This is a genomic window from Actinokineospora auranticolor (assembly GCF_041897805.1).
GTDB classification, from domain to species: Bacteria; Actinomycetota; Actinomycetes; order Mycobacteriales; family Pseudonocardiaceae; genus Actinokineospora; species Actinokineospora auranticolor.
This window is the reverse complement of record NZ_CP154825.1, coordinates 7,041,086-7,061,807: the sequence shown is the minus strand read 5'-3', so window position 1 is coordinate 7,061,807 and position 20,722 is coordinate 7,041,086. Positions and strand designations below refer to the sequence as shown.

18 protein-coding genes and 1 pseudogene are annotated in these 20,722 nt (G+C 73.5%); 10 read left to right on the top strand and 9 right to left on the bottom strand.

Going from position 1 to position 20,722, the window contains the following annotated elements; translation table 11 throughout:
- The first annotated feature begins 78 nt into the window (after positions 1–78).
- From V5P93_RS30615 to V5P93_RS30600, 4 genes are all read left to right on the top strand, one after another.
- Positions 79–1,104 carry a 6-phosphofructokinase gene (locus V5P93_RS30615; protein ID WP_104482110.1) on the top strand — a complete coding sequence of 342 codons (1,026 nt, stop codon included), beginning with the start codon at positions 79–81 and terminating at the stop codon, positions 1,102–1,104.
- Positions 1,105–1,200: 96 nt separating this feature from the next.
- Positions 1,201–1,668, top strand: a complete 468-nt coding sequence (locus V5P93_RS30610) for a TspO/MBR family protein (RefSeq protein ID WP_104482109.1) — start codon at positions 1,201–1,203, stop codon at positions 1,666–1,668.
- 27 nt (positions 1,669–1,695) lie between these two features.
- Positions 1,696–3,069: an amidase family protein gene (locus V5P93_RS30605; RefSeq protein WP_104482108.1), complete on the top strand. Its 1,374-nt coding sequence runs from the start codon at positions 1,696–1,698 to the stop codon at positions 3,067–3,069.
- Positions 3,066–3,890 carry an aminoglycoside phosphotransferase family protein gene (locus V5P93_RS30600; RefSeq protein WP_181043788.1) on the top strand — a complete coding sequence of 275 codons (825 nt, stop codon included), beginning with the start codon at positions 3,066–3,068 and terminating at the stop codon, positions 3,888–3,890. The genes V5P93_RS30605 and V5P93_RS30600 overlap by 4 nt, the downstream gene beginning before the upstream one ends.
- On the opposite strand, the gene V5P93_RS30595 is transcribed toward V5P93_RS30600, so the two are convergent.
- Positions 3,880–4,914, bottom strand: a complete 1,035-nt coding sequence (locus V5P93_RS30595; protein ID WP_219824139.1) for a DUF2891 domain-containing protein — start codon at positions 4,912–4,914, stop codon at positions 3,880–3,882. The two genes, V5P93_RS30600 and V5P93_RS30595, sit on opposite strands and share 11 nt — an antisense overlap.
- 128 nt (positions 4,915–5,042) lie before the next feature.
- Here V5P93_RS30595 and V5P93_RS30590 point away from each other — a divergent pair, with 128 nt between their 5' ends.
- Both V5P93_RS30590 and V5P93_RS30585 read left to right on the top strand, forming a co-directional pair.
- Positions 5,043–6,431: a class II 3-deoxy-7-phosphoheptulonate synthase gene (locus V5P93_RS30590; protein ID WP_104482105.1), complete on the top strand. Its 1,389-nt coding sequence runs from the start codon at positions 5,043–5,045 to the stop codon at positions 6,429–6,431.
- Between the two features lie 67 nt (positions 6,432–6,498).
- Positions 6,499–7,326 carry a class I SAM-dependent methyltransferase gene (locus tag V5P93_RS30585; protein ID WP_104482104.1) on the top strand — a complete coding sequence of 276 codons (828 nt, stop codon included), beginning with the start codon at positions 6,499–6,501 and terminating at the stop codon, positions 7,324–7,326.
- Here V5P93_RS30585 and V5P93_RS30580 read toward each other — a convergent pair.
- On the bottom strand, positions 7,307–9,724 hold the full coding sequence (locus V5P93_RS30580) for a Stk1 family PASTA domain-containing Ser/Thr kinase (RefSeq protein ID WP_104482103.1): 2,418 nt from the start codon (positions 9,722–9,724) through the stop codon (positions 7,307–7,309). The two genes, V5P93_RS30585 and V5P93_RS30580, sit on opposite strands and share 20 nt — an antisense overlap.
- Before the next feature lie 171 nt (positions 9,725–9,895).
- Between V5P93_RS30580 and V5P93_RS30575 the strand changes: the two genes are divergently transcribed.
- Positions 9,896–10,264, top strand: coding sequence for an Rv2175c family DNA-binding protein (locus tag V5P93_RS30575; RefSeq protein WP_181043787.1), 369 nt, complete (start codon positions 9,896–9,898; stop codon positions 10,262–10,264).
- A gap of 74 nt (positions 10,265–10,338) precedes the next feature.
- Here V5P93_RS30575 and V5P93_RS30570 read toward each other — a convergent pair whose 3' ends face one another.
- From V5P93_RS30570 to V5P93_RS30555, 4 genes are all read right to left on the bottom strand, one after another.
- A complete protein-coding gene (locus V5P93_RS30570) occupies positions 10,339–11,247 on the bottom strand; it encodes a phytoene/squalene synthase family protein (RefSeq protein WP_374066580.1) in 909 nt (302 codons plus the stop codon).
- The gene (locus tag V5P93_RS30565; RefSeq protein ID WP_146108273.1) at positions 11,235–12,650 is read right to left on the bottom strand and encodes a hypothetical protein; all 1,416 of its coding nucleotides are present in this window, start codon (positions 12,648–12,650) and stop codon (positions 11,235–11,237) included. The genes V5P93_RS30570 and V5P93_RS30565 overlap by 13 nt, the downstream gene beginning before the upstream one ends.
- Before the next feature lie 66 nt (positions 12,651–12,716).
- Positions 12,717–14,237: a phytoene desaturase family protein gene (gene crtI, locus V5P93_RS30560; protein WP_104482100.1), complete on the bottom strand. Its 1,521-nt coding sequence runs from the start codon at positions 14,235–14,237 to the stop codon at positions 12,717–12,719.
- The gene (locus V5P93_RS30555) at positions 14,237–15,364 is read right to left on the bottom strand and encodes a polyprenyl synthetase family protein (RefSeq protein ID WP_374066578.1); all 1,128 of its coding nucleotides are present in this window, start codon (positions 15,362–15,364) and stop codon (positions 14,237–14,239) included. Before V5P93_RS30555 ends, crtI begins: the two co-directional genes overlap by 1 nt.
- A 127-nt stretch (positions 15,365–15,491) precedes the next feature.
- Here V5P93_RS30555 and metF point away from each other — a divergent pair, with 127 nt between their 5' ends.
- Positions 15,492–16,373, top strand: coding sequence for a methylenetetrahydrofolate reductase [NAD(P)H] (gene metF, locus V5P93_RS30550; RefSeq protein ID WP_104482099.1), 882 nt, complete (start codon positions 15,492–15,494; stop codon positions 16,371–16,373).
- A 465-nt stretch (positions 16,374–16,838) separates the two neighbouring features.
- Here metF and V5P93_RS30545 read toward each other — a convergent pair whose 3' ends face one another.
- Entirely contained in the window at positions 16,839–18,518 is a 1,680-nt protein-coding gene (locus V5P93_RS30545) for a DUF885 domain-containing protein (protein WP_104482098.1), read from the bottom strand.
- 61 nt (positions 18,519–18,579) lie between these two features.
- Here V5P93_RS30545 and V5P93_RS30540 point away from each other — a divergent pair, with 61 nt between their 5' ends.
- Entirely contained in the window at positions 18,580–19,281 is a 702-nt protein-coding gene (locus V5P93_RS30540) for a DUF3153 domain-containing protein (RefSeq protein WP_181043786.1), read from the top strand.
- Positions 19,282–19,304: 23 nt separating this feature from the next.
- Positions 19,305–19,556 (top strand): annotated as a pseudogene (locus V5P93_RS30535) (HD domain-containing protein); the annotation flags it as partial.
- A gap of 43 nt (positions 19,557–19,599) precedes the next feature.
- On the opposite strand, the gene V5P93_RS30530 reads toward V5P93_RS30535, so the two are convergent.
- Together V5P93_RS30530 and V5P93_RS30525 are read right to left on the bottom strand one after the other, a co-directional pair.
- Positions 19,600–20,166: a GNAT family N-acetyltransferase gene (locus V5P93_RS30530; protein WP_104482095.1), complete on the bottom strand. Its 567-nt coding sequence runs from the start codon at positions 20,164–20,166 to the stop codon at positions 19,600–19,602.
- Positions 20,163–20,684 (bottom strand): YbaK/EbsC family protein, encoded by a 522-nt coding sequence (locus V5P93_RS30525; RefSeq protein WP_104482094.1) that lies wholly within the window; start codon positions 20,682–20,684, stop codon positions 20,163–20,165. Before V5P93_RS30525 ends, V5P93_RS30530 begins: the two co-directional genes overlap by 4 nt.
- Positions 20,685–20,722: the final 38 nt, after the last annotated feature.

Here is a 20,722-nt window from a genome sequence, read left to right as displayed (position 1 = left end):
CCGATTCAGTTGCCGGCAGGCTGACACCCGTACCAGTGATGGCCATCACGGTCACGATGTGTTGGAGGGTCGGTAGCGATGCGGGTCGGCGTACTCACCGGTGGCGGCGACTGCCCCGGGCTGAACGCGGTCATCCGGGCGGTCGTGCGCAAGGGGATCGAGGCACACGGCTGGGAGATCGTCGGTTTCCGCAACGGCTGGAAGGGCCCGCTGGAAGGCGAGTCCCGGCCGATCGGGCTCGACGACGTCGAGGACATCCTCACCCGGGGCGGCACCATCCTCGGTTCGTCGCGCACCAACCCCTACAAGGTCGAGGACGGCGTCGACCGGATCAAGGCCGTGCTGGCCGAGCAGGGCGTCGACGCGCTCGTCGCGATCGGCGGCGAGGACACCCTCGGCGTGGCGAAGCGGCTCACCGACGACGGCGTCGGCGTGGTCGGCGTGCCCAAGACCATCGACAACGACCTCGGCGCCACCGACTACACCTTCGGCTTCGACACCGCGGTGCACATAGCGACCGAGTCGATCGACCGGCTGCGCACCACCGCCGAGTCGCACCACCGGGCGCTGGTCGTCGAGGTCATGGGCAGGCACGCGGGCTGGATCGCGCTGCACTCCGGCCTCGCGGGCGGCGCGAACGTGATCCTGGTGCCCGAGCGCGAGTTCAGCGTCGCCAAGGTCATCGAGTGGGTCGAGCGGCGGTTCGAGCGGCAGTACGCGCCGATCATCGTGGTGGCCGAGGGCGCGCTGCCCGAGGGCGGCAACGAGGTCCTGCTGACCGGCGAGAAGGACGCCTTCGGGCACGTCCGGCTGGGCGGCGTCGGCACCTGGCTGGCCGAGGAGATCGCGGCGAAGACGGGCAAGGAGTCCCGCGCGGTCGTGCTCGGCCACACCCAGCGCGGCGGCACCCCGACCGCCTACGACCGGGTGCTGGCCACCCGGTTCGGCCTGCACGCGGTCGACGCGGTCGCCGACGGCGACTTCGGCGTGATGGTCGCGCTGCGCGGCACGGACATCGTCCGGGTCAAGCTGTCCGAGGCCACCGCCGAGCTCAAGACCGTGCCGCTGGAGCGCTACGCCGAGGCCGAGGTCTTCTTCGGCTGATGACGCGCGTCCCGGGCGCGGCGCGCCGCGCCCGGGAACGCTCAGCAGGCTGAGCTTCGAGTTGTGGGACCCGCCCGGGCGGGGTGAACTTGAGCCATGGTCACCCGTTCGAAGGACTGGCTCGTGCTCGGTGGGTTCATCCTGCTGAGCTACGCCGTGGCCGCGCTGGGCGCGCTGGCGACCGCCGACAACGTGCGCGGCTGGTACGCCACCGCGGACAAGCCCGCCTTCACCCCGCCGAACTGGCTGTTCGGTCCCGTGTGGACGGTCCTGTACCTGCTGATCGGCATCGCGGGCTGGGTCTTCTGGATGCGCCGCGACCGGTTGGGGCTGTGGCTGTGGGCCGCGCAGCTGTTGCTCAACCTCGCCTGGACACCCGCGTTCTTCGCGCTGCGCTGGCTGTGGCCCGCGTTCGCGGTCATCCTGCTGCTCGACGTCGCCGTCGCCGTCGCGCTGGTCCGCCTCTACCGGATCCGGAAGGCGGCGGCGCTGCTGTTCGCGCCCTACCTCGCGTGGATCCTGTTCGCGTCGCTGCTCAACGCGGGTGTCGCGAGCCTCAACTAGCCACCCGTTCGGACTAGGGTGCGGGCTATGGACGAACTGCTCTGGGCCGGTGCGGACGCCCAGGCACGCGCCCTTCGCGACGGGTGGGTGTCCGCGCCGGAACTGCTGGAGTCGGTACTACGGCGCGCGGAAGACCTCGCCGACACGGTTAACGCTTTCCGTGTCCTCTATACCGAGGAAGCCCGTCAAGCCGCCGTGGACGCACAACGCAGGTTGGACGCCGGAGAGCGCACACCGTTGTTGGGCGTACCCGTCGCGGTGAAGGACGATCTCGACGTCGCGGGTGACGTGACCGCCATGGGTGGCAGACCGCAGTTCCCGCCCGCTGCGGCGGATTGCGACGCGGTGGCCCGTCTACGCGCGGCGGGAGCCGTGCTGGTCGGGCACACCCGGACACCGGAACGCTGCCTGTGGCCGTTCACCGAGAGTTCGGGCGCGGGCCCCACACGCAACCCCTGGGACCTCCGCCGCACCGCGGGTGGCTCCTCGGGCGGGTCCGCCGCGGCCATCGCGGCGGGCATCGTGGGCGTGGCGACCGGTTCCGACGGGGGCGGGTCCATCCGGATCCCGGCCGCCGCGACCGGCGTGTTCGGGCTGAAGACCTCGCGGCACCTGGTCTCGCAAGCGCCGCGCGAAGGCGGTTGGCAGGGCCTGTCGGTGATCGGCCCGCTGGGGCGCCGCGTGGCGGACGCGGCGGCCTTGCTGGACGTGCTCACCGGCACCGAGCAGCGCGGCGGGTACCGCGCGGCCGTCGACGTCGTGCCGGAGCCCGCGCGGATCGCCCTCGTGTGGCGCACCCCGGTCGGCCGCCCCCGGATGGACCAGACCTGGCGGCGGGTCGTGGCCCAGACGGCCGTCCGGTTCCGGTCGTTGGGGCACAGCGTCACCGAGGAGACCCTGCCGCTGGGGATCCGGCCGACGCCGCAGTTCGTGATCCGCTACCTCGCGGGCGTGGCCGAGGACGTGGCCGCCCTCCCCAACCCGAGGTGGCTGGAGGCCCGCACCCGCCGCATCGCGGCCGTGGGATCGCGCGTACCGCGCCGGGTGCTGCGGTGGGCGCTGTCGGCGGAAGACGACCTTCAGGAGCGGATGGCCGGGTTCTTCGCCCGCCACGACGTGGTGCTGCAGCCGACGTGGACGCGGACGCCGCCGGAGGTGGGCGCGTACCACGGTCACGGCGTGCTGTTCACCTGGTTGGGCGTGACCGCGCGGATCCCGTACTTCCCGACCTGGAACGTGCTGGGCTACCCGGTGGCGACCCTGCCGGTCGGCCAAGACGACCACGGCATGCCGGTCGGAGCGCAACTGGTCGGGCCGTCGGGCAGCGAGCGGTTGTTGCTGTCGCTGTCCGCGCAGTACGAGGGCGCGCACCCGTGGGCCGACCGGAGGCCGCCGCGGTGAGCGACGGGTTCGAGCAGCGGTTGCGGCGGCGGTTCGGGGATGGGGTGCAGACCTGGCTGGTCGGGCTGCCCGCGTTGCTGGACCGGCTCGCCGCGCGGTGGGGGTTGGAGCTGGGACAGGTGTTCCCCGACGGCAACTCGGCGGTGACGCTGCGGGCCGTGCGGGGCGGTGTGCCGGTGGTGCTGAAGGTGTCGCCGGAGGTCGAGTTCGCCGCCGAGCAGGCGGACGTCCTGCGGGCCTTCGCGCCCAGCGGGCGCGTGCCCGAGGTGCTGGCGAGCGCGGACGGCGCCCTGCTGCTGGAGCACATCGACGGCCGCGTCGGCTGGCCCACCCCGGACCGCTTCGCCGCGCTGCTGCGCGACCTGCACTCCGCCGTCCCCGACCCGACCCGCCACGCCCGCCGCGACCTGACCACCGGGTCGCGCGAGCTGGCCGAGCGCTTCCCGCCCACCGGTCCCGTCACCGCCGCCCACCTCGACCGCGGCTGGGCGCTGATGGACGAACTCGCCGCCACCCAGCGCGCCCACGTCCTGCTGCACGGCGACCTGCACCGCGACAACCTCCTCGACGCGGGCCCGCGCGGCCTGGTGGTCATCGACCCCAAGGCCATCCTCGGCGAACCCGAGTGGGACGCCATCGACTACGTCCTGGGCGCCGACGACATCCCCGCGCGGCTCACCGCGCTGCTCGACGAGTCCACCCTGGACCCGGACCGCCTCGAAGCCTGGTGCCGCGCCCTGGCGCCACCCGTCGCCATCGGCAGGCACCGCACCGGCAACCCGATCGACCACCTGCTCGACTGGATGACCGTCACGCGGTGAGCGCGCCCACGTCCAGGTAGGCGGCGAAGGTGCCCAGCCAGTGCTCGGCCGCGTAGCCGAAGCCGAAGACGTACCGCCAGCCCGCGCCGTGGTGCGCGGCCTCGGCCTCGCGGGCCAGCGCGACGTAGCGGTGGTCGGCGGGTAAGGACTCGGCGACGCCGCGCCAGCACCAGGTCCGGGACAGGGCCAGGCCCGCCAGGTGCGAGCCGTGCGGGTCGGCCGGGTCGTCGACCGGGACCGGGGCGCGCAGGACCTGCCAGCGGGGCGCGGTCAGGTCCGGGAGGAACGCGTCCAGCCAGGCGGCGAACTCGTCGGCGGACAGCACCCGGCGCAGCAGGTCGGCCTCGGCGAGCGCGGGCGACAGGAAGTCGGCCGCGCTGGGCTCGAAGCCGCCGTAGTCGCGGTCGGCGAGGTAGAAGCGGCGGGTGGCCGCCGCGCACGCGGTCTCCAGGTCGTGGTCGCCGACCGCGCGGGCCGCGTCCAGCCCCAGCGCCAGCGCGAACGCCGAGTTGGTGTGCGTGCCCACCCGGACCGGCCAGCGGGCCAGGCCGAGCCAGGTCAGCCACCGCGCTCGCACCGCCTTGACCAGCGGCCGCAGCGCCTCGGCCCACGCCGTGCCCTCGGGCCACGCGCGCAGCTCGGCGTCGAGCAGCAGCAGCCACGCCCAGCCGTAGGGGCGCTCCCAGAACTCGCCCTCGGGGGTGGCGAAGAACTCGGCCTCCACCGCCGCGCCCTCGGGCGTGAGCAGCCGGTTCAGCGTCGACAACGCCAGGTCGGCGCCCCGGAGCTGGGGGAACAGCCGCAGCAGGCGGACCGCGAGCCAGGTCTGGTGCACGCAGGAGTGCCAGTCGAACGACCCCGCGAACACCGGGTGCCGCGACCGCTGCGGCACCAGCTGCTCCGCGGAGTCGATGAGGTGCACCCAGTGCACCGGGTACTCGCGCTGGATGTTGGCCACAGCCGTGTCCAGCAGCCGCCGGGCCGTGTCGGGGTCGAGGCCGCCGGTGTCTCGTGCCGTGATCACCCGGCGCATCTTGCCGTCTGCAATTGGCCACGCGCATCCCGACTACCAAAATCCGCCAGTCGGGTAGCGCCGTGCGCAACGGCCGTCCCGGGGCTCAACCCGGTTGCCCGACCTCTTAGTCTGGTGGTGTGAACTGGACAGTCGACGTGCCGGTGGACACGCTCCCGGAACTTCCCCCGTTGCCACCCGCACTGCGCGCCAAACTCGACGACGCCCTGTCCCGGCCCGCCGCCCAGCAACCCGAGTGGCCCGACGGCGAGCAGGTCCGCCAGGTGCGCGCGCTGCTGGAGGCCGTGCCCCCGATCACCGTGCCCTCCGAGATCGACCGGCTGCAGCAGCGGCTGGCCGAGGTCGCCCAGGGCAAGGCGTTCCTGCTGCAGGGCGGTGACTGCGCCGAGACCTTCGTCGACAACACCGAACCGCACATCCGCGGCAACATCCGCACGCTGCTGCAGATGGCCGTGGTCCTCACCTACGGCGCCAGCCTGCCGGTCGTCAAGGTCGGCCGGATCGCGGGCCAGTACGCCAAGCCGCGCTCGGCCAAGACCGACTCGCTCGGCCTGCCGGTGTACCGGGGCGACATCGTCAACTCCCTGGTCGCCACCCCCGAGGCGCGCGTGCCCGACCCGTCGCGGATGATCCGCGCGTACGCCAACGCGGGCGCGGCGATGAACCTGCTGCGCGCCCTGACCGGCGCGGGCATGGCCGACCTCACCAAGGTCCACGACTGGAACCGCGACTTCGTCCGCACCTCGCCCGCCGGTGAGCGCTACGAGGCGCTGGCCACCGAGATCGACCGCGGCCTGCGGTTCATGCAGGCCTGCGGCGTCGAGGACAGCTCGCTGCACAGCGTCGAGGTCTTCGCCAGCCACGAGGCCCTGCTGCTCGACTACGAGCGCTCCCTGCTGCGGATGGACACCACCTCCGCCGAGCCCAAGCTGTACGACCTGTCCGCGCACTTCCTGTGGATCGGCGAGCGCACCCGCCAGCTCGACGGCGCGCACATCGCCTTCGCCGAGCTGCTGTCCAACCCGATCGGCCTCAAGATCGGCCCGACCACCACGCCCGAGATGGCGGTCGAGTACGTCGAGCGCCTCGACCCGCGCAACGAGCCGGGCAGGCTGACGCTGATCAGCCGGATGGGCAACGGCAAGGTCCGCGACGTGCTGCCCGCGATCGTGGAGAAGGTCGAGGCCTCCGGCCACCGGGTCATCTGGCAGTGCGACCCCATGCACGGCAACACCCACGAGTCGTCGACGGGCTACAAGACCCGCCACTTCGACCGGATCGTGGACGAGGTGCAGGGCTTCTTCGAGGTCCACCGCAGGCTCGGCACCCACCCCGGCGGCATCCACGTCGAGCTGACCGGCGAGGACGTCACCGAGTGCCTCGGCGGCGCCCAGGAGATCTCCGACGCGGACCTCGCGGGCCGCTACGAGACCGCCTGCGACCCGCGGCTCAACACCCAGCAGTCGCTGGAGCTGGCCTTCCTGGTCGCGGAGATGCTCCGCTCGTAAAGATCATGGCAACCAACGGCACCCTCTCCGCGCGGAGAGGGTGCCGTTGTCGTTCACGGGAGGACGCGTGAACGCGTGGCAGTGGGACCCGACCCTCTACACCGGCAGCGCCGACCACTACCTCAAGGGCCGCTTCCCGTACCCGCGCGCGCTGCGCGACGCCTTGGCGGACGCCCTCGGCCTGGACGGCACCGGGCGCCTGCTGGACGTCGGCTGCGGGCCCGGCACGCTCACCGGGCTGCTGGCGGGCGACTTCGCGGAGGCCGTCGGTGTCGACGCCGACCCGGACATGGTCGCCGCGGCCACCGCGCGAGCCGCGCCCAACACCCGGTACCGGCACCTCAGGGCCGAGGAACTCCCGGCCGACCTGGGCACCTTCCGGCTGGTCACGCTCGCCCAGTCCTTCCACTGGATGGACCGGCCCCTGGTCGCCGCCGCGGTCCGCGCCATGCTCGCCCCCGGCGGCACCTGCGCCCACGTGCACGCCAGCACCCACCAGGGCGTCGAGACCGACGACCTGCCGCACCCGCGCCCACCGCACGCGGCCATCACCGACCTGGTCCGCGCCTACCTGGGTCCGGTGCGCCGCGCGGGCCGGGGACAGCTCGCCCAGGGCACGGCCTCCGACGAGGAACCGATCTACCGCGCCGCGGGCTTCACCGGCCCGGAGCGCGTCGAGGTCCCGGGCAGGCTCATCACCCGGACCGCCGACGAGACCGTCGCGCTGGTCTTCTCCCTCTCCAGCTCGACACCGCACCTGTTCGGCGAGCGCCGAGCCGACTTCGAGGCCGACCTCCGCGCGCTACTGCGCACCAGCAGCCCCGGCGGCACCTTCAGCGAACTGACCAGCAACATAGCCGTCGATCTCTGGGGGGCTAGAACAACCAGGCCGTGACCTTGTCGCCGCGCTGGAGTTTGGAGCCGGCGCCCGGGCTCTGGTTGAACACGCGGCCGGACGGGTTCGAGAACGGGCCCAGGTCCATGACCAGCCCGGACTGGCCCAGCAGCGCCTGCGCCTCCGGCACCGTGCGGCCGGTCAGGTCCGGCACGGTCACCGCGCTGGACACGACCACCGACACGCGCTTGCTGCCCTCGGCCTCCACCTGCGTGTTCGCCCCGGGCGTGGTGCGGATGACCCGGCCGCCCTCGACGTCGGGGGAGAACTCGGCGGGGCCGTCGAACGGTTCGAAACCGGCCTGGCTCAGCACCTGGAACGCCTCGTCGCGGGTGCGGCCCTTCACGTCCGGGACCGGCTTGGGCGCCGGGCCCTTGCTCAGCACCACGAACACCGGCGAGGCGATGTCGAGCGAGGTACCGGCGGGCGGGTCGAGCTTGACCACCTTGCCCTTGGCCACGGTGTCGTCGTAGACGTTCTTGCCGTCGTCGAAGCGGGGTTGCAGCTGCTCGGTGCGCACCGCCTTCTCCGCGTCCTCCTTGGCGACCCCGGCCCGCACGTCGGGCACCACCGGCTTCCCGGCGGACACCACGATCGTGACCTCGTCGCCGCGCAGCGCCTCGGTCCCGGCGGCGGGCTGGGTGCTGATGACCACCCCGGCCTCGATCTTGTTGTCCCGCTGGTTCGTCACCCGGGGGGTCAGGTTCGCCGACCGCGCCGCCTCGGCCGCGACCGCCTGCTCCTGCCCGGCCAGCGCGGGCACCTCGGTGTACCGGCCGCTGGAGAACCACCAGACGCCCGTGCCGAGCAGCCCCAGCAGCAGCACCCCGACGATGCCCAGGACCACCAGCCGCCGGGTCGGGCTCGCCGGGCGCGGCGCCGCGGCCTGCGGGCCGGTGTTCGGTTGGACCGGCACGCCGCCGGTCGCGTACGGCACCGGGTGCGCGCCCGTGCGCGGTGCCGGGTTGGCCGTCGCCGAGTCGATGACCTTCTCCAGGTCGGACCGCAGCATCGCGCGCGTGCCCTGCGGGCCCATCGCGGAGAACCCGGGCACCTGCCGCACCACGGTCGCCGAGTGCGGCACCGGCTGCTGCTGCGGGAACCCGGTCGGCCCGGAGTGCGGGTGCCGGGGCGGCGCGGTGTGGATCGTGGCGTCCGTGCGGACGGTCTCGTCCTCGTCGCCAGGCCCCTTCGCGAGCGCGTCGGACATCGCCGCCAGCGGCACCTTGACCGTCGTCTCGGGGTCTTCCGGGTCGGTCCCCGGCGGTGGCGACGGCGGGATGGACCCACCGGAAGCGGGTACCGGCCCCTGGACCGGCCCGGAGGCCGCGACCGGCACGGGGCCCGAGGCCCACGGCGCCGGAGTCCCGGGCGCGGGGGTACCCGGCGCGGCGGGCACGGGGGTACCGGGCGCCGGGGTGCTCGGCGCGGGCGTACTCGGCGCCAGGCTGCCCGCGTGGGACGCGTGGGACGCGGCGGCCACCGACGCGCCCGACACGGCCATGGTCTCGTCGACCGACACCGGCGCGGGCACCGGCACGCGCATCCGGGGCAGCGACAGCGCCGCGCGGACCCGTTGCAGCTCCACCAGGAACGCGGCGCCGTCCTCGGGCCGGGTCGCCGGGTCGCGGCGGGTGGCGCGCACGACCAGCTCGTCGAGCATCGGGGGGATACCGGGCACGGACGCGCTCGGTGGCGGCACGTCGTCGTTCACGTGCCGGTAGGCCACGGAGAGGGCGCTGTCGCCGTAGTAGGGCGGCATGCCCGTCAGGGTCTCGTAGAGCACGATGCCCGCCGAGTAGACGTCACCGCGCGAGGTCGCCGCGCCGGTCGTCACCTGCTCCGGGGACAGGTACGACACCGTCCCCAGGATCACGCTGCTCTTCGTCGTCCCGGCGCTGGCCACCGCCCGCACCAGCCCGAAGTCCGCGACCTTGACGATGCCGCCCGGGCCGATCAGCACGTTCTCCGGCTTCACGTCACGGTGGATCAGCCCGGCCCGGTGCGCCGCGGACAGCGCGGACAGCACCGGCTCCATGATCGCCACGGCCAGCGGGGTGGGCAACGTGCCGCGCTCGTTGAGCAGGTCGCGCAGCGTGCCGCCGCTGACCAGCTCCATCACCAGGTAGACGTGCTCGCCGTCGAGCCCCTGGTCGTGCACCGCCACGACGTTCGGGTGGTGGATCTTGGCCGCCGACCTGGCCTCGCGCTCGAACCGCTCGACGAAGGTCTTGTCGTCGGCGAACCGCGAGTCCATGACCTTGATCGCGACCGGCCGGTCCAGCCGGGTGTCGAGGCCGCGGTAGACCGCGGACATCCCGCCGCGGGCCAGCGGCGCGTCAACCCGGTAGCGCTGCTCCAGCAGCGCGCCGATCAGACTCGGGCCTTTGTCCTCCACAAGGGTGGATCGTACGGAGATCGGCGTAACGATGTCGGCACCCCCGGGTATCTGTGACCAACTGCCCGGCCATTCCTCGGATGACCGGTGGTTTCCCGTGACCGACCGCCGAAATGGCGCCTGTGGACGGACAACTGCTCACGCGCCCCCGATGTGGCATCGTTGTGAGCCGTGAGTTCCCTTCCCGTCGCCGCCGACGTGCTCGACCCCGAGGTCCCGGTGCTCCCCCTGCCGGACGTCGCGGAGCGCCTCAACCAGCCCATCACCCGCGTGCACCAGGCACTGCGCGACCACCAACTGCTCGCCGTGCGCCGCAAGGGGGTGCTGCTGGTCCCCGCCGAGTTCCTCGACGACAGCGGCGCCATCGTCAAGGGCCTGGCGGGCACCATCACGGTGCTCAACGACTCCGGGTTCAGCCCGGACGAGATGATCCAGTGGCTGTTCACCGCCGACGACTCCCTGCCCGGCCGCCCCATCGACGCCCTGCGCGGCGACCGCGGCCGAGAGGTCAAGCGCCGAGCCCAGGCCCTCGCCTTCTAGCACCCACGACTACCCCGCCCCGTCGCCCGTCGACGGCGGCGGGGCCTACCGCGAACGCAGCTCGGGTTAGGCCCTTACTTCGCGCGCAGCCGGGCCAGTGCCCAGCGCCCCGCCCCGGGTGCGGCGATGGCCAGCCGACGCCGGTTCGGCACCACCGCGCGCCGGGTGAACACGTCGTGGTCGGCCGCCGCGATCTCGTCGAGGATCGCCGCGTACAGCCGCGCCGCGGTCGCCACGCACGGCCGTGACACCGGGTCCAGCAGCGCGATCCCCGGCGTGGCCTCCCGGTAGCGCGCGCGGGCCTCGGCGGCGAAGTGCGCCACCGCCCGCCGCACCGCCCGGTCCGGCCCCTCGACCCGCGCCCGCAGCAACCGCGCGCGGTCCACGCCGAACGCGGCGAGGTGGTCGGCGGGCAGGTAGACGCGGCCTCGGTCGAGGTCCTCGCCGACGTCGCGCAGGAAGTTCGTCAGCTGGAACGCCTCGCCCAGCTTCGCCGCGTACGGGCCCGCCGCCGCGGGGTCCTCGGTGCCCAGCACCGGCAGCATCATCAGCCCGATCACCCCGGCCGAGCCGTGCGTGTAGCGGGCCAGGTCGTCGTGGGTGGCGTACTCGGTGACGGTGAGGTCCATCCGCATCGACGCCAGGAAGTCGGTGAACAGCGACCGGTCGATGCCGTGGCGGGCCACCGTGTCGGCGAGCGCGCGCAGCACCGGGTCGGTCGTCGGCGCGCCGTCGAGGGCGGCGCCCAGCGCCCCCTCGAGGGTCCGCAGGTCGCCCGCCGGGTCGGGGCCGGGCGCGTCCACCAGCTCGTCGGCGACCCGGGCGAACCCGTAGAGCGCGTGCACGGCCGGTCGCCGCGCGGGTGGCAGCAGGCGGGTGGCCAGGTAGTAGCTGCGGCCGTAGTGGGCGTTGATCCGCCTGCATTCCGCGTAGGCGGCGGCCAACCCCGGGTCGGGGAGCGCGGTCACGGTCAGCGCTGGCAGCCGGTCCACTGGCCCGGCGGGCAGTTGCCGTCGCTGCTGCGGTAGGCGTCGACCAGCTGCTTGAGCAGGCCCTGCGCGGACGCGGCGTCGTCGGTGGCGGTCACCAGGTCCACCTGGCACACGGCGTTGGTCGCGCTCAGGCAGATCGGCAGCTGCTGGGCGGCGTTGTCGGCCCACATCTTGCCCGCGACCACCCCGTACTTGAACACCTTGCCCTTGCCGAAGCCCAGCGCGTAGACGTAGTGCGAGCCCTCGGGCCGCTGCTGCTTGGCGTCCGCCGGGGCGGCCTTGGCCAGCGCGGAGAGCTTGGTCAGGTCCGGCGCGTCGGCCAGCACCAGCGTCGACCACTCGACGCTGTACGGGTGGTTACCGGGCTGGGCGTTGGCCTTGGAGTAGAACTGCACCCACTCCGGGGAGGTGATGGTGCACTTGGCGCTGCCCGGCTGCCCCGGCGCCACCGGCCCGGCCTGCGACTCGCACGCGCCCAGCGGCGCGTTGTCGCCCAGCCAGTTGCCGCGGATGGACACCTTCACCGCCGCTTTGCCCGGGTTGGTGAACTGCACGACGATCGAGCAGCCCTCCGCGCCGCAGCCCTCGAAGGTGTGGCCGGTCTCCTGGACCGTGGTCAGCACGTCGACCGGGGCCGTCAGCTGCCCGGCCACGGTGGTCACGTCCTGGTAGAACTTCGCCAGGTCGCCGGTGGCGTCGCTGATCGCCGCGTCGAACCGCTTGACCTTCGTCGGGTCGGCCTGCCCGGCCTCCGACAGCTCCACGTGCCCGATGCCGTAGGGCGCCTCCTCGGACAGGTAGGCGCTACCGCGGGCCAGGGGGACCTTGATGAACCGGCCGCCGTCGAGGTCCGCGCGGTCGCCCTCGGCCACCGGCCGGTCCTGCCGCTGGTCGTTGTTGAGCACCAGGTACTGGCTCAGCGCCTCGGGGGTGAACACGTCCGAGAAGTCCATGCCGATGAGCCCGCCGGGGGCCTTCACCCAGCGGTCGGCGACCGCCGTGCCCTTGTTCTCCCCGTTGGCGACCCCGGACAGCGACGCCCAGAAGTCGGCCGCGGCCTTGAGGTAGATGCCCTTCTCCACCACGACCAGCGCGGCCCGCTTGCCGCCCATGGTCAGCGAGCCCGCGATCTCCCCGCTGCCCGCCGCGGCGAGGTCGAACTGCACGGCGATGCCGTTGGCGGTGGTCATCGAGCCCTGGTAGCGCAGCAGCCCGGCCTCCCGCAGGTCGCGGGTCGCCTGGGCGGCCGCGGCGGTGACCGAGATCGGCTTGATCTCCAGCGGGACCGCCGTGCCCGCCACGCTGGTGCTGCAGGCGGAGGCCGTCACCGCCAACGCCGCGAGTGCCAGCGCCGCTCTCCGTGCCCGCGTCCCCCGCTGTGCTGCCCCGCGCATTCGCCGCTCCCAGTCCCGACACCGGCCCGCCGAGTCGCATTATCGCGGTCGTGACCGGCCCGAACTCTAAATCAACCGCACAGTTCGCTTGCGGATCGCCCCCGCGCCTGCCGACGCCGGGTGGCCCACCACCCGGTGGGCCGCCAGTCTGCCCGAGATGACGACCGGCGGGACGCCGACACCCGGAGTCGTGCCGCATCCCGCCAGCACGACATTCTCCACCCCGGGCACCAGGTTGCGGGGTCGGAACGGTCCGGTCTGGCCGAACGTGTGCGCCACCGAGAACGGGGTGCCCTCGGCCATCCCGGCCGCCGCCCAGTCCGCGGGCGTGACCAGCCGCGCTACCTCGACGGCGGAGTCGAAGCCGGTCAGGCCGCGGGTTTCCAGCACCCGGACCAGTTCGTCGCGGTAGCGCGGACCGATCCGCCGCCAGTCGACCGGGCCGGTCCGCAGGTTCGGGCAGGGCGCCAGCACGGAGATCTGCTGCCTGCCCGCGGGCGCCATCCCCGGGTCGGTCGCGGTGGGGCGGGTGATCAGCAGCGACGGGTCGGTCATCAGGGTGCCGCGGCGGGTGATCTCGTCGAAGGTGCGCTCCCAGGCCGCGCCGAAGGAGATCGTGTGGTGGTCCAGTTCCGGCCACGAGCGCGTGGTGCCGGTGTGCAGGACTACGGCGGACGGGGAGTACCGGAGTCGTAGTGGTCGGCGTGGGGTGATGCCGACGAGTCCGTAAGAGGTCGGTAGGTCGGCGGTGAGGACTACGGCGTCGCAGGTGACGCGTTCGCCCGTTGTGGTGCGGACGGCGTTTACCCTGGTACCTACGCGTTCCAGCCACGCCGCGCCCACGCCGTAGCGGAATCGCACACCGGCCCGCGCCGCCGCAGCGGCCATGGCCTCGGCGACCGCGCCCACGCCGCCGCGCGGGAAGTACACGCCCGCCACGGTGTCCATGTAGGCGATCACCGCGTACGCGGCCAGCGCCCGGCTCGGCGGCACGCCCGCGTAGAGGGACTGGAAGGAGAACAGCCTGCGCAGCCGCTCGTCGGACAGGTGCCTGGCCACGGCCGGGCCGAGCCTGCCGAAGCCGCCCAGCGCCGCCAGCCGGGCCAGGTCGGGGCCGAGCAGGTCGGTGGGGGAGTCGAAGTTGGCGCCGATGAACTTGTCGCGCTGCACCCGGTACAGGTCGGTCAGCCACGCCCGCAGCCGCCGGTAGCCCGCCGCCTCGGCGGGCCCGGCCACCCGCCGGACCTCGGCCTCCATCGCCTCGGCGTCGGTGTGCACGGCGATGGTGCTGCCGTCGGCGAAGCGCGCCCGGTAGGCGGGGTCGAGGCGGACCAGGTCCAGGTCGAGGGACTCGCCGACCGCGGCGACGGCCTCCTCGACCAGTTCCGGCATGGTCAGCACGGTCGCGCCGGTGTCGACGGTGTAGTCGCCGAGCCGTTCCCGGCGGGCCCGCCCACCCGGCCCGTCCGCGGTCTCCAGCACGGTGACCTCGCGACCCGCGCCCGCCAGGTGCAGCGCCGCGGACAAGCCGGCGAGCCCGGCGCCGACCACGAGCACCCGGTCGGTGCGGCCCGGGACCGCGCGCACTAGCTGGTCCGGCGGGTCGCGGTGATCGCCAGGTCCGCCAGCACCGCGCCCGCGGGCTCGGCCAGGTCGACCGAGGCCAGCGCGGTCATCGCCGTGTCGGTCAGCTCGTCCATCCGGTGCTCGACCTCGGCGACCGCGCCCAGGTCGACCAGCAGGTCGCGGACCCGCTCGACGGTCGCGGAGTCCAGGTCCTCGTCGCCCAGCGCCGCGCGCAGCACCCGGGCGTCGGTGTCGCGGCCCGCCGCGTCGGCGCGGCGCGTGCCGACCGACATGAGCAGGGTGCGCTTGCCCTCGCGCAGGTCGTCGCCCGCGGGTTTGCCGGTGACGTCGGTGTCGCCGTACATGCCGAGCAGGTCGTCGCGCAGCTGGAAGGCCAGGCCGATGTCGGCGCCGAACGCGCGCAGCGCGCCGACGACCTGCTCGGGGGCGCCCGCGAGCGCGGCCCCCATGTGCAGCGGGCGCTCGACGGTGTAGGCGGCGGTCTTCATCCGGGCCACGCTCAGCGCGGCCTCGGCCGACTCGTCGCCCTTGGCCTGGGTGAGCACGTCGAGGTACTGGCCCGCCAGCATCTCCGCGCGCATCGCCTGCCACGGCGGCAGCGCGGCGTCCCGGCGGTCCGCGGGCAGGCCCGCGCCGACGTACATGTCGTCGGCCCAGGCCAGGGCCAGGTCGCCGAGCAGGATCGCGGCGGCGGCGCCGAACCGCTCGGGGGCGCCCAGCCAGCCGCGCTCGCGGTGCCGGGCGGCGAACTCGACGTGCACGGTCGGCTTGCCGCGGCGGACCGCGGAGGCGTCCATCAGGTCGTCGTGCACCAGCGCGCAGGCCTGGATCAGCTCCAGCGCGCTGACCGCCCGCAGCACGGCCCTGGCCTGCTCGCCGTCGCCCGCGCCGCCCGCGCCCCGCCACGCCCACCAGGCGAAGGTGGGGCGGATGCGCTTGCCGCCGCCGAGCACGAACGCCGAGAGCGACTCGACCGCCGAGCCGAAGTAGGGCGCCACGGCGGCCATCCCGGCCTGCCGTCCCGCCAGGTAGTCCGCCAGGGCCCGCTCGACGTGCGCGGCCACGGCGGTGTCAATACCGCCGAAGTCTTCTTCGATGTCGTCGATGATCACCTGGGTACCTCGCACTGCCCGCACCCCGCTATGGTCCGCTCCACCGGCCGCGCGGTGCGCGGCGGGGTGGGCCAATGTGACCGGCCTCCCGCTCGTCTTCCGGTCGGTCTCGGTTGTCGGATGTCTTCGCTACGCTGAGCGCATGACCAGTGTGGTGCAGCGGATCCGGGTAGGCAGACCGGTGTTCTCGGTCGAGTTCATGCCACCCCGTGACCACGCCGACGAGCAGCGGCTCTGGAACGCCATCCGCGAACTGGAGGGGCTGGACCCGGCGTTCGTGTCGGTCACCTATGGTGCGGGCGGCTCCAGCCGCGACCGCACGATCCGCACCACCGGCCGGGTGGCCCGCGAGACCACCCTGGTGCCGATGGCCCACCTGACCGCGGTCGACCACTCCGTCGCGGAACTGCGCAACGTGATCGGCTGGTACGCCGCCCTCGGCATCCGCAACATCCTCGCCCTGCGCGGCGACCCCCCGGGCGACCCCAACGGCGAGTGGGTGGCCCACCCGGACGGCCTCAACTACGCGAACGAACTCGTCCGCCTCGTCCGCGACCTGGGCGACTTCTGCGTGGGCGTGGCCGCGTTCCCGTACGGCCACTCCCGGTCGGCCGACATGGACAGCGACACGGACAACCTCATCCGCAAGTTCGACGCGGGCGCGGACTTCGCGATCGCGCAGCTGTTCTTCGAGCCGGAGGACTTCCTCCGGCTCCGCGACCGCGTGGCGGCCCGCGGCTGCGAGGCGCCGCTGCTGCCGGGCATCATGCCGATCACCACCCGCAAGACCCTGGCCAAGACGATCGAGCTGTCCGGTGCCCAGGCCCCCTCGCGGATCGTGGATCTGCTGGACCCCCACACCGACCCCAAGGGCTTCCGAGCCGCGGGCATCGACCTGGCCACCGAGGTCAGCGAACGACTGCTGGCGGAGGGCGTGCAGGGCCTGCACTTCTACACGTTCAACCGCTCCAAGGCGACGAAGGAAGTCGTCAGCCGCCTCAACCTCGTCCCCGCCCGCACCTGATCCACCGGGCTCGCAGGCGCCCAACGGTGCTGCTGATCGAGCGTGTGCTCGGCGGCGGGCCCTCGGCAGCACACCGACCCGGGCACGGCTTTCGCCGCAGACCAACGGCAAGGTTCCATCGCGCCCTCGGCGCGGGCCTACGTCCGGTTCCTGGACCGTGGCAGGCAACGCCGAGCAACCTGCCGAGTTGGTCGCACCGCCACGACAACCGTCGACCCACTCCGCCGCCGGAGGCCAGCACCCGGTGTCCGCTGACATCACCGCTGGCCCTTGTGGCACGACCCTGGAAACGGCCAACGCCCAGCGCCCGCGAGGGGTCCCCGACCAGGGGGAACCCCTGATTTCAAGCCTATCGGCCGCACCCGGGCGCGGGGGAGCGGTCGGAGTCCGGTTGTGGACAACCTCGGCCAGTGTGCACAGCCTCCGCCCGCCTGCCCGATATCGGGCAGGCGGGCGGCACAAGGCTCAGAGCGCCGCGAGGCGTTCGCGGAGGGTGTCGAGGCCCATGGCGCCCATGACGAGGGCGTCCTGGTGGAAGGCCTTGAGGTCGAAGTCCGCGCCGCGGCGGGCCTTGGCCTCGTCGCGGGCCTGGAGCCACAGGCGCTCACCCAGCTTGTAGGTGGGGGCCTGGCCGGGCCAGCCCAGGTAGCGGTCGATCTCGTCGTGCACGTGGGCCGGGTCGGTGATGGTGCGGGTCAGCAGGAACTCCAGGCCCAGCTCCGGCGTCCAGCGCTCGCCCTCGTGGAAGCCGGTGCCGCGCGGGATCTCCAGCTTGAGGTGCATGCCGATGTCGATGATGACCCGGGCCGCGCGGAAGATGTGCGCGTCGAGCATGCCCAGCAGGTTGCCGTCGTCGGAGAGGTAGCCGAACTCGCGCATCAGGCGCTCGGCGTAGAGGGCCCAGCCCTCGCCGTGCGCGGGGACCCAGGTGAGCAGGCGCTGGAACTTGTTGAGGCTCGCGGCCTGGTAGACGGCCGTGGCGATCTGCAGGTGGTGGCCCGGGACGCCCTCGTGGTAGACGGTCGAGACCTCGCGCCAGGTGGAGAAGTCCTCGCGGTCGGCGGGCACGGACCACCACATGCGGCCCGGCCTGCTCCAGTCGTCGGTCGGGCCGGTGTAGTACGCGCCGACGCCGCCGCCCGGCGGGGCGATCTTGCACTCCAGCCGCATCAGCGGGTCGGGGATCTCGAAGTGCACGCCGCGCAGGTCGGCCAGCGCCTGGTCGGACAGCCGCTGCATCCACTCCTCCAGCGCGCGCTGGCCGCGGACCCGGTAGCGGGGGTCCTCGTCGAGCACGGCCGCCGCCTCGGCGATGGTGGCGCCGGGCTTGATCCGGCCCGCCACCTCGACCATCTCGGCCTCCAGCCGGGCGTGCTCGGCCCAGCCCCACTCGTAGGCCTCCTGCAGGTCCAGGCGGGCGCCGGTGAACTCGCGCGACCACAGCCGGTAGCGCTCCTCGCCGACCGCGTCCTCGGTGGGCGCCTTGGCGGCGAGCTCACCGGTCAGGAACTCGGCCAGGTCGGCGTAGGACTCGGCGGCGGCGCGGGCGTTCGCCTCGAGGTCGGACCGCAGCGCGTCGTCCACCTTGGCGGGGGCGACGAGGTCGGCGAAGAAGGACGTGCCGCCGAGCCCGGCCCAGGTGCGGCACTGCTCGGCGACCTTGGTGACCTGGCGCAGCGCGGCGACCCGGCCGCGTTCGGCGCTGAGCCGCAGCGACTCGCGGTAGCCGGACAGGCAGGCGGGCACGCCCGCGAGCCGGGCGGAGATGGTGGCCCAGTCCTCGGTGGTCTCGGTCGGCATCAGGTCGAAGACCTGCCGCACCTCCTGCGGCGCCGAGGTGATGACGTTGAGCGGGGCCAGGTGCTCACCCGCCTCGTGCAGCTCGACCTGCAGCCCGACACGTTCGCCGAACACCGCCTTGGCGTTGGCCTCGCTCGGGTCGGCGGGCTCGGCCCCGGCCACGGCGGCGAGCGCGGCAGCGGCCAACCGGGCGCGCGCGTTCACCCCTTCGGGGGATAGATCGGGTAGTTCGCGGTCGTACCCCGCGATACCGACGTAGGTCGCCGTGACCGGGTCGGCGGCGGCGATGTCGTCGACGTAGCGGTCGCAGATCTGGTGCACACCGTCGTGCTGGGAGGACGCCATGCCCGCACGTTACCCAACGGTCGGCGGCGGAGGCGGTGGACGGGGCCGGCAGGATGGCCCGGTGCAGCAGGCCATTCCACGTTCCCGATCCGGTTGGCGCAGGTGGGCGGCGCTGGTCGCGCTGGCCCTGCTGGCCGTGCTCACCCTGTCGGGGTGCGTGCGGGTGCAGGCCGGGCTGGCGGTCAGCGAGGACGACCTGGTGTCCGGCCAGCTGGTCATCGCGTCCGTGCCGGTCAAGCAGGAGGACAAGGGCCCGGCGCTGAAGATCCCGGACGAGCTGACCGGCAAGGTCAAGACCCAGGTCTACACGGCCGACGGGTACGTGGGCCAGACGTTGACGTTCCAGGGCCTGAGCTTCGCCGACATCGCCGTGCTCAGCGAGGCGATCACCGAGGGCAAGCAGTACCGCCTCAGCTTCCGCCGCTCCGGCGACCTGGTGACCATGTCGGGCTCGGTCGACCTGAGCGAGCTGCCCGCGAACCGCGCGGACGTGCAGATCAAGGTGGCCTTCCCCGGCTCGGTGACCCGGACCAACGGCATCAACGACAACGGCACCGTCTCGTGGAAGCCCAAACCGGGCGCGGTCACCGAGTTCGACGCGACCGTCCAGTACACCGACAAGTCCGGCGTCTCCTGGACCAAGTGGGTCGTCATCGTCGGCGCCTCGGCGATCGGCGTGGCGCTGCTGGTCCTGGCCCTGGCGTACTACACCCACCGCCGCTCCCGCCGCAGCGCCGAACCCCAGGCCGCCAGCCCGTTCTGACGGGAGGTCGTCCGCCGAAGATGCCCGACGCCTCCCGCGAGCTGGTCCGGGCGGCGGTCGACGAGTTCGAGGCCCGGCAGACCCCCGAGGCGCGGTGCGCGAAAGACGCGGACAAGCTGGAAATGCCGCTCCAGGCCGTCGAGTACCGCGATACCGGAGTCCACCGCGTCGACGGGTGGATCGACTCCGCCCGCGACGGCCTCACCACCGAGACCGCCCGCCGCGTCGCCGAAGCCGCTGTGACGCTCTCCCCGCTGACCTGGCGAGACCGCTAGCGGGTGATCCCCGCGAGACCGCGGTGGGTTTCGCCGCCGCGGATCACAGCGGCAGGGCGCGGCCCAGGACGCCGAAGGGGCGGGGGTCGCCCGCGAACTTGTAGTGCCGCAGGACGTCGATGAACTCCAACCGGCGGTAGAGGTTCCAGGCTCGGGATGGGCCTTCCGGGGTCGACAGCAGCACGTGCGCGTTGCCCGCGCCCGCGACCAGGCGGCGGACCAGTTCGCCGCCGATGCCCTGGCCCTGGGTGTCGGGGCGGACGTGCAGTTCGGTCAGCTCGAAGTAGTCGGTCATCCAGCGCTCGGCGTGGGGGGTGCCGTGGCGTTCGGTGACGCCGCGCTTGACCTGTTCGTGCCACCACTGGCCGGGGGCGCCCTGGTAGCCGTAGGCGATGCCCACCATGTGGTCGTCGGCGTCGAACGCGGCCACGCAGCGCCAGCCGATGCGGAGGATGTGCGCGAGCCACATCGGGGCGCGCTGCTCGGCGGTGCCCTCGGGGTAGCGCATCGCGGTGACGTAGAGGCTCAGCGCCTCGCGCAGGCGGGTGCGCAGCTCGTCGCCGGTCAGCTCGGCGAAGCGGGCGACACTGGGGGATGGCGCGGCGGTCACGTAGACGGATCATCCTCCTCGACGCCGACCCGCGCAGCCGTGCCCCCGGTGAGCGCGACGAGATCGGCGTAGGTCGTCGGGAACACCGACTTCGGGTGGCCCGCCGCGGCCCAGACCACCGGGTACCGGGCCAGGTGGCTGTCGACCAGCGTCTCCAGCGGCCGGGGGTGCCCGACCGGGGCGACCCCGCCGATGGCCTGGCCGGTGTGCTCACGCACGAACTCGGGCTTGGCGCGGCGCACCTCGTCGGCGCCGACGAGGCCCGCCACCAGCGCCGTGTCGGCGCGGTGGTCGCCGGAGGTCAGCACCAGCAGCGGGTGGTCCTCGGTGCCGTGCCGGGCGGCGAAGACCAGGCTGTTGGCGATCGCGCCCACGGGGATCCCGAGCGCCGCGGCGGCCGCGGCGGCGGTCCGCACGTCGTCGGCCAGGATCCGGATGCCCGCCGCGGCCGCGTCCAACCCGGCGGCCCGCAACGCCGCCGCGGTCTCCTGCACGGCCCGGTGCTCGAGTGTGGTCACACCGACATCTCACCACCCCCACCCGGGGTGCGTTGACG